This window comes from Cronobacter sakazakii, from assembly GCF_000982825.1.
Lineage (GTDB): Bacteria > Pseudomonadota > Gammaproteobacteria > Enterobacterales > Enterobacteriaceae > Cronobacter > Cronobacter sakazakii.
Genome location: NZ_CP011047.1, coordinates 3,264,715 through 3,278,025, shown reverse-complemented (window position 1 = coordinate 3,278,025; position 13,311 = coordinate 3,264,715). Strand labels below are relative to the sequence as shown.

The following is a 13,311-nucleotide window of genomic DNA, read 5'->3' as shown; positions in this document are numbered from 1 at the left end:
AGCCTGTTGTCGGGAGCCGCCTGTGCCGCTGTTAACCCTCTCTCATCTTAGCCTGCAAAGTCGCCAGGCCACCCTGTTGCGTGATGTCAGTCTGACCGTCGAACGCCGCGAAATGGTGGCGCTGGTCGGCGAATCCGGCTGTGGCAAAACGCTCACTTCCCTTGCCGTCACCGGCCTTTTGCCACGTGGCGTCTGGCAGAGCGGCGGCGAGATTTGCTTTGACGATACCACGCCCATTCTCCCTGATGCGCCATACCCGGCGGGCCTGCGCGGTCGCCACATCGCCATGATTTTCCAGGAGCCGATGAGCAGCATGAACCCGGTGCTGAAAGTGGGCGAGCAGATTGCCGAAGTGCTGGTGCGCCATCGCGGGCTGGGCTGGAAAGCGGCCTCCCGCGAGGCGGTGGCGCTGCTGGGCCATGTCGGCATCGGCGAGCCGGAAAAACGGGCGCGCCAGTATATTCACCAGCTCTCCGGCGGGATGCGCCAGCGGGTGATGATAGCCAGCGCCATCAGCGGCAAACCGGATCTGCTGATTGCCGATGAGCCGACCACCGCGCTGGACGTCACGCTTCAGGCGCAAATCCTCGGCCTGCTGAAAGATCTCCAGCAGGAGATGGGCATGGGCGTGCTGCTGGTGACACACGATCTTAGCGTGGTGGCGCGCTATGCCGATCGCGCCTGCGTGATGAACGGCGGCGAAATTGTCGAGCAGGGGCCGGTGGAGCCGCTCTTTACTTCGCCACAGGCCGACTGGACGCGGCGGCTGATTGCGGCTTCAACACCGCAGGAGCCGCCTGCACGTGTGGTGGCGCATAATGACACGCCGCTGTTGCAGGTGACGGGTATCGTGAAAAGCTTTGCACGCCGCGCACGGCTGCCGTTTATGCCCTCAGAGCGCCAGCGTGTACTGCACCCGACTACCTTTAGCGTGGCGCGAGGCGAAATCGTTGGGCTTATTGGCGAATCCGGCTCCGGCAAAACGACGCTCGGGCGCGCGGCTATCGGGCTTATCGAGGCCGACAGCGGCCAGATCCTTTTTGACGGCGTCGATATGGCGCAGGCGAGCCGAACGGAGCAAAAACGCGTGCGCCGCCGCGCGCAGATGATTTTTCAGGATCCTTACGCGAGCCTCGATCCGCGCATGAGTGTCGGCGATCAGCTCGCCGAGCCGCTGCGGGTGCACGGCCTGCGCCACGGCGCGGCGATTGCCGAACGGGTGAGCGAACTGATGACGCTGGTCGGGCTTAAGCCTGAATGGGCGCAGCGGCGTCCGGCGGCGTTCTCCGGCGGACAGCGCCAGCGAATCGCCATTGCCCGCGCACTGGCGCTGGAGCCGGAACTGCTGGTGGCGGATGAAGCGGTGGCGGCGCTCGATTTGCCGGTGAGAGGCCAGATCCTGCGCCTGCTGGCGGAGCTTCGCGATAAGCTTGGGCTGTCGGTGCTCTTTATCAGCCACGATCTCCAGGCGGTGCGTCAGCTCTGCGATCGCGTTTTAGTGCTCTATCTCGGGAACGTGGTGGAGGAAGGGCCGACGCGTCAGGTACTGCAAACGCCTGCCCATGCGTATACCCGGCGGCTTATCGACAGCGCGCCGGATATTCACCAGGCGTTGCGCCTGCGCGAAAGCGCTTAAGCGACGCCAAAGAGCGGCAACGCGGTGCCGACATTCTCCTGCGCCGCGCGCTGCAACACGCGGGCGGCGAGCGCGATATCAAACACGTTCAGCCCGAACGACGAAAAGTAAACGCAGTCGTCCGGCGCTGCGCGCCATGCGCCCGTTAACAGTGCCGCGAGATCCGCTGACCAGCCGTCATCGGCAAATTCGCCCGCGCGGTACATCTGGAACAGGCTTTTGGCGCTGGTGTGGCGAAACTCCCCCCAGGCGTCCACCACCACCTGGGTGGCGCGTTTAATCGCCGCAAAACGCACTTCGTGATAGCCAATCTGCATGATAAGCCGCCCCGGCTGGCACCATTCCGGGCCGAGAAACGGCTTTTGCGCGCCGGTGCAGGTGATAACGGCGTCCCACGGCTGTTTCTGCGCCTCACGAAGATCGCCGTAGATTTCACACGGGAACGGCAACGCCGCGACGGGCATACTTTCCAGCCGCGCGGGCGTGCGGTTCCACAACCCTAAACATGAGAGCGCCGGAAAGTGCGCGCGTAACATCTCCAGGTGCGCGCGCGCCTGTACGCCCGCGCCGAGCAGCAGGACGCGTTTCACCTCGCGCGGCGCGGCGTGGCGCAGGGCGAGCGCCGAGACCGCGGCGGTACGCACCGCCGTCAGGCCGCCGCTCTCCACCAGCCCCACCGGCACGCCGGTGTCCGCGCGATTGATGAGCGTCACCGTCAGCGCCATCGGAAGCGCGTCCTGCGGCTGCGGGCGGTGCGCCGTCCACTTCACGCCGGTGGCGTTAAACCGCCCGCCCACGCGCGCGGGCAGGGCGTAAACCTTACCCGGCGCGGTATCGAGCGGCACGTGCGTTTCGGCGGGCATCACGGCATCGCCTGCCGCCATCAGCAGCGTCGCGTCGGTGACGTCACTGAGTGCGGCGTGCGGGTCAAGCCCGCCGAGCGCCGCCACCTGCTGGCCGGTGAGAAATCGCATGGTTATCTCCTGAATCCGTCAGAATGAGAGCAGCCAGTCGCGCAGCGACCGGGTATAGCGCGTAAGCCCGCGCAGGGTGACAAACTCATTCACGCCGTGCGCGTTGCCGCCATAGCCGAGCCCGCCGATAAGAAACGCGGGCGCGACGGGCGCAAAGGCGTAAGCTGGCGCGCAACCGGGCGCCCAGGGCCAGATCTGCGGGCGCGTCTGCTGCTGGTGATAGCTATTGATAAGTTCCATCACGCCTGCGTCGTCAGCCGAAAAGCGCCTGCCGGGGTAGCTGTCATCAACAACCAGCTCCACGCCTGTTATCTCCAGATGAGAGAGCGACGCGCGCATGGCGTCGAGCAATATATCCGGTGAACTGCCCGGCGGCGTGCGCAGCGCGAATTCGGCGCAGGCGAGCGGGGGGATAATGCCGCGGCCCGGCAGGGGCGTAGTGCGGATCTCGCTTAAGTTCAGCACCGCGCTGCCAAGTAAAAACGCCAGCGCCTCGCGGGTGTCGCCTGAAATCGTCAGCCGCTGGCTTTTGCGCATCGTCAGTTCATCGGCAATGCTGAACTGCGGGGCCAGCTCGTCCAGGATACTCAGCGCGGCGTCATCCAGCGGCAGCGTTTCCAGCACGCCGTTGCGCCCGGCGGGCGCGATGGCGGCGAGCGCCTGCACCAGCCGCCACGCGGGGTTGGCTATCCACGCCGCGTTGCTCGCATGAATGGCGGCCTGCGGGCCGCCCCAGTCGCCGCCCGCGACGCGCAGACGGCCTGCGGTCATGCCGGTAAAGCCAAGATAGAGCCGCGGCGCGCCGCCGCCATATTCGCACAGCGACGGAAATAGCACGGCGAGCGCGGGCGAAACCGGGCAGGGTGTGCGGGCGAGATAGCGCCGGAGCGTACCGCTGCCACATTCTTCTTCGCCCTCCAGCAGGATCTCCAGATTGGTGGTGAGCCTGCCGCTCTCCCACAAATCGCGCACGACGGTGAGCATGCCGGCGAGCGGGCCTTTGTTGTTCTCCGCGCCGCGCGAAATAAACACATCGCCTTTATCGGCCCAGTGGCGAATGCCGCCGGAGAACGGATCAACCTGCCAGCCCTCTGCATCGGCGGGCATGACGTCATACATGTTGTAGAGCACCAGCGTGTCGGGCGCGCCGATGTCCACGCGGACATGCACCAGCGGCGGGCTGCCGGTGGGCTGTTGCGCCACCGGCAATATCACCTCGGCGTCCAGTGCGTCGATAAGCCAGGCTTCGAGCCAGGCGGCGAGAGATCGCTGCTCATCCGGCTGGTCCGCCACGCTTTGCCAGGCGGTAAGAGAAGAGAGCAGCTCCAGGGTCGCATCCAGGCTGGCATGCGGCTGAACGGTCATAAACGTATCCTTGGATTCAGTACCAGGTAAAGCAAATCAATCAGCAGGTTCACCACCACGAACGTCAGTGCGGCGAGCAATACCACGCCCTGCACCAGCGGAAAATCGCGGTTCTGGATAGCCTGCACCGCCAGGCGGCCAATGCCCGGCCAGGCGAAAATAATCTCTGTCACCAGCGCGCCGCCAAGCAGCGCGGCGAGCGAAATGCCCTGTACGGTCACAACTGGGATTAGCGCGTTGCGAAGCCCGTGACGCACCAGCACCCGCCAGGCGCTGAGCCCTTTGGCGCGCGCGGTGCGGATGTAATCCTGGTCCAGCACGTCAATCAGGCTGGCACGCACCAGACGCGCCATCGCGCTCATATAGTATGCGCCAAGACAGACAGCAGGCATGACGAGCTGTAACGGCTCGCCGTAGCCGCCGGAGGGCAGCAGGCGCAGCTGCAGGCTGAAGAACAAAATCATCAGCAGCCCCAGCCAGAAAACCGGCACCGCCTGGCCGCTGAAGGCCACCAGACGCGCCAGCAGGTCCCAGATAGTGTCGCGCCACAGCGCGCTCACCAGCCCCAGCGCCAGCCCCGCGAGCGTGCTCCAGGCGAGCGCCGTCAGTGCCAGCAGCGCGGTGGCGGGCAGACGCTCGGCAATGAGCGCGGAGACCGGCTGGCCAAAGCGCAGGGAATCCCCCAGATCGCCGCGCAGAAGGTGTCCCGCGTAATCGGCGTATTGGGTGAGCAGCGGCCTGTCAAAGCCCATCGCGTGACGAAAATCGGCAATCTCCTGCGTGGTGGCACCCGGCGGCATCATCACGGCCGCCGGATCGCCTGTCAGATGCAGGCTGAAAAATATCAGCAGCGAGACGCCGAACATCACCAGCAGCGCCTGGAAAAAACGGGAAATCAGATAGCGCGCCATTATTCGACCCTCGCCTGGGTAGTGCGTAGCCAGTAGTCGCCGAGCAGGTTACAGCCCACCACCAGCATCGCGATGGCGCAGCCGGGCCAGACCACCAGCCACGGCGCGAGCAGCATATAGGCCCGGCCTTCGCCGATAAGATTGCCAAGCGTCGGCGTCGGCGGCTGGATGCCCATGCCGAGAAAGCCGACGGAGGCTTCCAGCACAATCAGGCGCGGAATATCGAGCGTCAGCAGTACCAGCAGCGGCGTCGCGAGCGCCGGTAAAATATGGCGCAGCATAATACGCAGGTGCGAAAAACCCATGGTTCTCGCGGCTTCAATGTACTCCAGCTCGCGGATTTCCAGCGTTCTGGCGCGCGCCACGCGGGCGTAAATCGCCCAGCTGGTCACGCCCATAATCACAATAATGTTAGCAAGCGAGGTGCCAAACAGCGCCATCACCAGCAGGATCAGCAGAATAAACGGCACCGCCAGCTGAATGTCGATAAGCCGCATGATGAGCGCATCGACCCAGCCGCCGAAGTAACCGGCCACCATGCCCATCAGCGTGCCCATGGTGGCGGCGATGAGGGCGGCGATAATCACCACGAACAGCGAAAGACGGGCACCGGCGAGAATGCGCGAGAGCACGTCGCGGCCCAGTTGATCGGCACCCAGCCAGTGCTGCGGGCCGGGAGCCTGAAAGACCGCCGCGAGATCGCTTTGCAGCGGATCGGGTAACGGCAGCCAGGGAGAGAGCAGCGCTGCTAGGATAAGGACAGCCAGCAGCGCGCCGCCGAGAAGGCCGTCCCCCGGCAGGGGACGGCGACGTGAACGGGATGCGTAACGGCCAGGGAAGATCATTTCACCCTCATATCGAACAACGACACGCGGGCGTCTTCACGGCCTTTAAACGTGACGTTGTCACTGGAGGCGTAAATCGCGTCTTCGCGGTAGAGCGGGATCAGCGGCTGTTCGGTCGCGACGCGCTCCTGAATCTGCTCCAGCAGAGCTTTACGCTTCGCGGCATCCACCGTGGCACGACTGTCGTTCAGGAGCTTATCCAGTGCCGGATCGCTCACCGTTGAGTACGGCTCGCCCCCGTGCAGCACCGGGTAGAGCGCGGCGTCGGCGTCCAGCGTCTGGGTGGAGCCCCAGCCCAGCATATAGAGCGGTGCCTGTTTGCCGGACGCCACCTGCTGGGTGTAGACCGACCACTCCGGCACTTCGAGCTGCGCTTTTACGCCGATAGCGGCGAGATCGGCCACAATGGCCTGGCCTACGTCAGCGCTGGCGATATAACGGCGCGGTGCCTGGAATTTAACGGTAAAGCCCTGCGGGTAGCCTGCCTCTTTCAGCAGCGCTTTGGCTTTTTCCCTGTCCTGTTTCGGCGCGGCAATGGCTTTATAGCCATAGTCTTTCGGGCCTGCCAGCGTGCCGGTCGGCGTGCCGAAGCCGTGCAGCAGCGACTGCGTATAGGCGTCGCGGTTCAGCGCCAGCGACAGCGCCTGGCGCACGCGCACGTCGTTCAGCGGCGGCTCACTGTTTTTAATGCCGAGATAAATCGTCAGCCCGCCGCCTTTGACCTGCTCAAGCTTCACGCCGGGTTTGCTTTTCACCAGCGGTGCGAGATCCGCCGGAACGCCTTCCACCAGCTGCGCCTCGCCGGTCAGCAGCGCCGTAATGCGCGCGGTTGCTTCCGGGATAGGGCGCCAGGTCACTTCATCGATTGACGGCTTGCCGCGCCAGTAGTTCGGGTTGGCCTCCATCACAACACGCTCATCGGGAATGAACGTTTTGACGATATAAGCGCCACTTCCGACAGGTTTTCGTGCAAATTCCGCAGCACCGGCTTTACTTACATAACCAGGCGGCACGATATAGGCCGGATAACGACTCATGCGCGTGGGCAGGAGCGGATCGGGGCCGTTGGTGTGAATACGCACCTGATAGTCGCCGGTGACCTCTACCGATTTAATCGTACGAATATAAGAAATGGTGGGGGCGTGGTTGGCCGGGTCGAGAATACGGTCGATGGAGAATTTCACCGCCGCGGCATTGACTGGCTCGCCGTTGGTAAATTTGACATCCTTACGTAAATCGAACTGCCATGTGGTGTCGTTGATGGCTTCCCACTGGGTGGCGAGGCCGGGTTTCAGTTGCATCTGCGCATCGCGCAGCACCAGAGTATCGAAAACGTTATCCACCAAGGTCGCGGCTTCTTTCAGGAAGCCGGGATCCATGGCAGTAGCGGAAGTAGGCTGCGCAATCGTCAGCGAACTGGCCTGACTGAGCGGAGCGAATAAAGAAAGCGCCACAGAAAGTGAGAGAAGCTTACGGGACAGTCGTTTCATTAGGTCAATACCTTAATGGTTGTCGTACTGGTCAGTGAACGTTTTGGTTATTTTTGGTTTTCCTGACCATAAAAACCGTGTTATCAAAGATATAGAATATATCCTCTGGTCAGGATGACGAGACGTTAGTTAAGCGCCTGCTAATACAAAGTAAATTTTTTACGACAGGAAATAAACATGTTGGATCTGGAAAAAGCGCAACGCCTGAGTTTAACCATGCAAGTGGAAGTGAGATTGAAAAACGCCCTTATCGTTGGCAGCCTGCGTCCGGGTGCCCGTCTGGTCACGAAAGAAATCGCCGATCAACTGGGGATCAGCATCACGCCGGTACGCGAAGCGCTGCTGCGACTGGTCTCCTCCGGCGCGCTCAACGCGACCCCGGCGCAGGCGTTTCTGGTGCCGGAAATCAGCCAGGCGCGTTACGACGAAGTGACGAAGATCCGTAAAAACCTTGAAGGAATGGCGGCGGAAGCGGCGGCGAAAAATATGACGCCAGCGCGTATGGCTCACCTGCGTGAACTCTGTGACGCGTTTCGCGAAGCCAAAATGTCCGACAGTGTCGAGCAGGCTTTGCAGGCCAACCGCGCGTTTCGTTTTCAGCTCTACAATTGGGCTGAAATGCCAACGCTGGTGTCGCTGATTGAGCAGCTCTGGATGCGCATCGGCCCGTGCTTTAACTATCTCTATCCGCAGTCCGACGATTTTGTGCGCGGTCATCATAATTATGATGATTTGCTGGAAGCGCTTGAGGCGGGCGATGGCGAAGCGGCGGCACGCGCGGTGCATAAAGCGATTAACGACGGCGCGCTTATCCTGAAAAAACAGTATTTCGGCTAATCCGCACACCGGCAAAACATTGCCGGAATGCGTATTTCCCTTTTCGTCTCCGCGGCGCTTTACTGACAGGGCAGCACAACGCCTGCGCACCGCCGAGGAGGCGATCATCATGCATATCTCCGTACGTCGTCACGCGTCGCGCTCACGTATTCGTCGCATTCTCCGCGCCTGGCTCACGCCGCACCCGCCCGAAACGCGTGCGCTGATGCTGGAATCCTTTATCCCTTACGGACATCTCTATGGTCTTGATTTCGGCAATATCGATCCGGGCCTGCACCGCCCGCGCTAACCGGTATCGCCGCGGTATCCGGCTGCGTTACTGGAATGAACTGTGCACGCGCTTCAGATGGCCTTTGTCACGACAGCTTCCCGCGAGGCTGTCGGGTAAAAGGCCATTTTTATTGCCGCTTTTTTCCACATTTTGCTAAAAAAATCGGCGGCTTAGCCGATAACCTCCTGTGGCGCTCTGACGAGGCCCGACTATCGTAAAACAGGAGGCAGGATGGCTGTACTGGTAAACCGATTACGCAACGTTCGCATAACCCGCAAGCTCGCCGCCGGCTTTGGCGTGGTGCTGCTGCTGGTGGCGCTGGCGACAGCGCTCTCTGTGGCGCGTTTTATGGCCATCCGCGACGCTAACCTCAAAAGTAATCTTATCGACGACATTAATATCGACGTCTTACAGGCCAAAATTAACCGTCTTAACTATTTCTATACCGGCGATGACGACGCCCGCGCGTTGATGAGTCGCTATGTTGACGAGGCGCTCGCGAAAACCGCTGAGGCCAGCGCCCTCGACTGGCCCGCAAACGAGCGCGCCATCGTCGCCGATATCAGGCGTTATCTGGAAAGCTTTCAGGGCAGCGTCACCAACATGAGCGACGCCACGGCGAAGCTCAGCCAGATCCGAAGCGCGCTTGACGCGCTGGCAGGCCAGGATGAAACCGCGCGGTATACCCAGCTTATCCGCACGCCGGTGGCCGACCCCGAACTCTCTTACGCGATTTACGATCTCCTGTTCGCCATCAGTAACCTGCGGGATTACGCTTACGCGCTGCGCTTTACCGGCACAGAGGAGGCAAGCGAGGCACTCCAGCGCCGTTTCAGCGCGGTAGAAAGCCAGTATCAGGCGCTCGTGAGCCGTCTCTCGCCGGAACTGCTGCCGCCGTTCGCAGGGCTCTGGCAGGACACAGTGCGCTATCAGACGCTGAGTCGTGATTATTACGCCGCCCGGGAATCGCTGAAAGGCGCGGAAAGCGCGGTGAAAACGGCAGGGGATCAAAGTAGTGGCGCGATTAAACAGATGGTGGCGCTCACTAAAGCTGAGAATGACGAACTGTCGTCCGGCTCCTCAACGCTAGCCCTGATCCTGGGCGCGTTTGTGATTCTGCTCGGCGTTATCGTCGCGTGGGCCATCAGCCGCCAGATAATTCGCCCGCTGAAGCTGAACCTGGCGCTGGCCGAGCGCATCGCCGGGGGGGATTTGAGCGCGCAGATTGAGATCGATCGCCATGACGAATTTGGCAAACTCACCGGCGCGATGGCTCGCGTGAACGAGAGGCTTCGCAGTATGACTGGCGAGCTGCGCGCAAGCGTCGGGCGTCTCACTCACACGGCGCAGGAGATTGCCTCTGGCAACCATGCGCTCGCGGCGCGTACCGAACAGCAAACTACGGCAGTGGTGCAGACGGCCGCCAGCATGGAGCAGCTCACGGCGACCGTGAAAAATAATGCCGACAACGCCCGCCATGCCAGCCAGATAGCGTCGCAGGCATCACAGACCGCTGGTCGCGGCGGTGACGTGGTGCGTGATGTGGTGCAGACGATGCAGGATATCTCCGCCAGTTCGCGCAAAATCGCCGACATTACCGAGGTCATCAACAGTATTTCTTTCCAGACCAATATTCTGGCGCTCAACGCCGCGGTGGAAGCCGCGCGTGCGGGAGAACATGGTCGCGGCTTCGCGGTGGTGGCGTCTGAAGTGCGCAGTCTCTCCCAGCGCAGCGCGCAGGCGGCGAAAGATATCGCGCTACTGATTGATGAATCGGTCAACCGCATCAAAACCGGCAGCACGCTGGCGACCCGCGCCGGTGAAACGATGAATGAGGTGGTGAGTTCCGTCACCCGGGTGAACGATATTATGGAAGAGATTTCGTCAGCCTCGCAGGAGCAGAGCCGCGGTATTGAGCAGATCGCCCGCGCGGTTGGCGAGCTGGACGCCACCACGCAGCAGAACGCGACGCTTGTCAGCGCGTCCTCGGCGGCCGCAGGCGAGCTCGGCACCGAGGCGGCGCGTCTGCGCCAGCTTGCGGGCGCGTTCCGCCTGAATATGCAACCGGCTTCGCCGCGACCGGAAGCCACCGCGCCCATCCGTTCGGCAGCGCCTGTCACCGTGACCGCGCGCAAACCCGTCACAGAAGAGGGCTGGACTACGTTCTGACGCCGCGTTTCCCGCACTTTCTTCTCTCGCGCCCGGTTCGCCGGGCGCCCACTTTTCTCGCGCTGTACTAAGCTTTCGTTACCCTTAACGCAAATCAGGATAACGACATGACAAAAAACGCCTTTGTTGCTGTCGTGACCGGCGGCAGTTCAGGAGTCGGGCGCGCGACAGCCAGTTACTTTGCGGCCTCTGGCTATGATGTGGCGATCATTGCCCGTGGAGAGCAGGGCGTGGCGGAGGCCACAGAAGACTTAAAGCGTTACGGCGGCCGGGTGCTTGGCATCTGCGCTGACGTGGCGGACCCGCAGCAGGTAAGCAACGCGGCACAGCGAATCGAAGAAGAACTGGGGCCAATGGCGGTGTGGGTGAACTGCGCGATGACAACCGTGCTCGCACCAGTGGAGGATATCAGCTTTGACGAGTTCCGGCGCGTCACCGAGGTGACTTACCTCGGCGCGGTGAACGGCACCCGTAGCGCGCTGCGCTATATGCAGTTGCGTGACAGCGGCACCATCATTCAGGTGGGTTCGGCGCTCGCGTGGCGCTCGATTCCGTTGCAGTCCGCCTATTGCGGCGCGAAAGCGGCGATCCGCGCGTTTACCGATTCCCTGCGCTGTGAACTGCTGCATCAGAAAAGCGGGGTGCGGGTCTCGATGGTGCAGTTGCCTGCCATTAACACCACGCAGTTCAACTGGGCGCGCAATAAGTTTCATCACCGGATGCAGCCGATAGAGCCCATTTACCAGCCGGAAGTGGCCGCCAAGGCGATTTACGACGCCGCCGTGGCGCGCCGTCCGCCGCGCGAAGTGTGGCTCGGGAAAAACACGGTAATGTCGATTGTCGGCAATATGTTCTTTCCGGGATTACTCGACCGTTATGTGGCGAAAACCTGGGAAGGGCAACTCACCGACGAAGCCGAACCGACGCAGCGCCCTGATTACCTGTTTCAGCCGCTGGAGAACGGTCATCAGGCGCACGGACGCTTTGACAGCCACGCAAAGAACAAGGCCATTGCCGTGGATTCCCGCGTGATGGGCGTGGCAGCCGTAGCGGTAGCAGGGCTGCTGGTTAAAGCCCTGTTCCGCCGCCGTTAATTTACTTTACCCGCAGCCAGCGGTAGCCATAGCCGTTGATGCGAAGTGAGCAGGCGACTGGCGGATACTCATCATCCGCCAGTATCTCGCCAGCGCCTTCCAGATTTAACTCGCCCAAATCCACCGTCACCGCCTCATGGCTCAGGTTCGTCAGCATCAGCGTGGCGACGTTATGGTTTTGATAGCGCACCGCAAACACGCTCTTTTCTTGCACCGTGAACGGGTGGAAATGCTGATAGCAGATCTCAGGCAGCGTGCGCCAGACGGCGATAATCTGCCGGATACGGTGCAGCAGCGAGCCGTCGCGCGCTTCTTGCTCTTCCACATTTATCGCCTGATAGCGAAAGGGGCCGTCGGTAATTAACGGCTCCACAAAGCGCGCCGGATCGCAGGCGGAAAACCCGGCACCCGGCCCCGCATTCCACTGCATCGGCGTGCGCACCGATTCACGCTCCGGCTGTGAAAGCAGATCGCCCATGCCGATTTCCGCGCCATAGCGCACCACCGGCGTGCCGGGCAGCGAAAAGAGCAGGGCATTCGCCATCGCCTGCTGGCGTTCGTTGCCGTCAAGCATCGGGGCCAGACGGCGGCGAATGCCGCGCCCGTAAATGCGCATGTCAGGATCGGGGGCGTATTTCTCCATTACGAAGTCGTAATCTTCCGGCTCCAGATCTTCAAGATCCAGCTCGTCATGGTTGCGCAGCCAGAAGCAATAACCGCCGTTGGCGGGCGGCATCGGCAGCTCGTTAAGCGCTTTGACCAGCGGTGCCGCCTCTTCGCGGGCCAGCGCCAGAATGGTGTTTTTGTTGATCCAGAAATTAAGCAGCGTGGTCAGGCGTTCGCCGCCGCCGAAGAAATCTTCAAATTCCGAGACGTTCACGTCCACTTCGCCAAGCAGGATCATATCCGGATGTTCTTCCGTCAGCAGGTCGTAGAAGTGGTTAAACAGCCGGTAGCCGCTCTCTTTATCACCCGGCAGGCTGGCCTGTTCCACCATGTGCGAAGCGGCATCGACGCGAAAGCCCGCCACGCCTTTTTCGGCCCAGAAGCGCAGCACGTGATCGACAGCCTGAATCACGTCCGGGTGGCGCAGGTTGAGATCCGGCTCATGATGGTAAAAGAGATGGCGGTAGTAGCGCTGTGCCTGCTCATCCCAGCGCCAGATATGCGGCTCGATTGTCGGAAACATCGGCGCGGGTTCATCCGGGCCTGGCGTGTCGCGCCACAGATAGTAGTCATGAAACGGGTTGTCGCGGCCTTTGCGCGCCTCCTGAAACCAGTCGTGGGCATCTGAGGTGTGCTGCGCCACCAGTTCGATAATCACACGAATTCCCCGCTTCTCCGCCTCGGCTATCAGCCACTCGACATCGTCCAGCGAGCCGATACGCGGGTCTGGCTCGGTGTGGTTTTCCACGTCATAGCCGTTATCCCGACGCGGCGAGAGATAAAACGGGGTCAGCCAGATGGCGGTTGCGCCAAGCGATTCAACATAGTCGAGCTTTTCGACAATGCCGCGCAGGTCTCCCCAGCCGTCGGCGTTGCTGTCAAAAAAGCGGGTGGGATCTATCTGGTAAATGACGGCGTTCTGGTGCCACAGACGGCTCATAAGCGGATTCCTTTTGGCGGTTAAACGGAATTCGACGAATGTTAAGTATAGGCCCGACGGCACGGCCTGCATGGGGAACGACGTGTCTCTGTGTCGTAAAACGCACAGAGAGG

11 protein-coding genes are annotated in these 13,311 nt (G+C 61.7%); 5 read left to right on the top strand and 6 right to left on the bottom strand.

From position 1 onward, the window contains the following. Positions 1-22 precede the first annotated feature (22 nt). Complete coding sequence (locus CSK29544_RS23180) at positions 23-1,636, top strand: dipeptide ABC transporter ATP-binding protein (RefSeq protein WP_007888802.1); 1,614 nt, start codon at positions 23-25, stop codon at positions 1,634-1,636. Here CSK29544_RS23180 and CSK29544_RS15630 read toward each other — a convergent pair. The 5 genes from CSK29544_RS15630 to CSK29544_RS15610 are packed head-to-tail and all read right to left on the bottom strand — an operon-like array spanning position 1,633 to position 7,221. Continuing rightward, positions 1,633-2,610 carry an ornithine cyclodeaminase family protein gene (locus CSK29544_RS15630; RefSeq protein WP_007888798.1) on the bottom strand — a complete coding sequence of 326 codons (978 nt, stop codon included), beginning with the start codon at positions 2,608-2,610 and terminating at the stop codon, positions 1,633-1,635. The two genes, CSK29544_RS23180 and CSK29544_RS15630, sit on opposite strands and share 4 nt — an antisense overlap. Before the next feature lie 18 nt (positions 2,611-2,628). Then, complete coding sequence (locus CSK29544_RS15625) at positions 2,629-3,975, bottom strand: M20 family metallopeptidase (protein ID WP_007888797.1); 1,347 nt, start codon at positions 3,973-3,975, stop codon at positions 2,629-2,631. Next, the gene (locus CSK29544_RS15620) at positions 3,972-4,886 is read right to left on the bottom strand and encodes an ABC transporter permease (protein WP_007888796.1); all 915 of its coding nucleotides are present in this window, start codon (positions 4,884-4,886) and stop codon (positions 3,972-3,974) included. Before CSK29544_RS15620 ends, CSK29544_RS15625 begins: the two co-directional genes overlap by 4 nt. Next, the gene (locus tag CSK29544_RS15615; RefSeq protein ID WP_007888795.1) at positions 4,886-5,731 is read right to left on the bottom strand and encodes an ABC transporter permease; all 846 of its coding nucleotides are present in this window, start codon (positions 5,729-5,731) and stop codon (positions 4,886-4,888) included. The genes CSK29544_RS15620 and CSK29544_RS15615 overlap by 1 nt, the downstream gene beginning before the upstream one ends. Beyond that, positions 5,728-7,221, bottom strand: a complete 1,494-nt coding sequence (locus CSK29544_RS15610; RefSeq protein WP_007888794.1) for an ABC transporter substrate-binding protein — start codon at positions 7,219-7,221, stop codon at positions 5,728-5,730. The genes CSK29544_RS15615 and CSK29544_RS15610 overlap by 4 nt, the downstream gene beginning before the upstream one ends. Before the next feature lie 177 nt (positions 7,222-7,398). Between CSK29544_RS15610 and CSK29544_RS15605 the strand changes: the two genes are divergently transcribed. The 4 genes from CSK29544_RS15605 to CSK29544_RS15590 all read left to right on the top strand — a co-directional run bounded on the left by CSK29544_RS15605 (position 7,399) and on the right by CSK29544_RS15590 (position 11,592). Next, positions 7,399-8,058, top strand: a complete 660-nt coding sequence (locus tag CSK29544_RS15605) for a GntR family transcriptional regulator (protein WP_007888792.1) — start codon at positions 7,399-7,401, stop codon at positions 8,056-8,058. 109 nt (positions 8,059-8,167) lie between these two features. After that, the gene (locus CSK29544_RS15600; protein WP_004387071.1) at positions 8,168-8,347 is read left to right on the top strand and encodes a hypothetical protein; all 180 of its coding nucleotides are present in this window, start codon (positions 8,168-8,170) and stop codon (positions 8,345-8,347) included. A 213-nt stretch (positions 8,348-8,560) separates the two neighbouring features. Continuing rightward, complete coding sequence (locus tag CSK29544_RS15595) at positions 8,561-10,498, top strand: methyl-accepting chemotaxis protein (protein ID WP_007888791.1); 1,938 nt, start codon at positions 8,561-8,563, stop codon at positions 10,496-10,498. A gap of 107 nt (positions 10,499-10,605) precedes the next feature. Beyond that, positions 10,606-11,592, top strand: coding sequence for an SDR family oxidoreductase (locus CSK29544_RS15590; RefSeq protein WP_007888785.1), 987 nt, complete (start codon positions 10,606-10,608; stop codon positions 11,590-11,592). Between the two features lies 1 nt (position 11,593). On the opposite strand, the gene CSK29544_RS15585 is transcribed toward CSK29544_RS15590, so the two are convergent. Next, positions 11,594-13,198, bottom strand: a complete 1,605-nt coding sequence (locus CSK29544_RS15585) for an alpha-amylase family protein (protein WP_007888783.1) — start codon at positions 13,196-13,198, stop codon at positions 11,594-11,596. Positions 13,199-13,311: the final 113 nt, after the last annotated feature.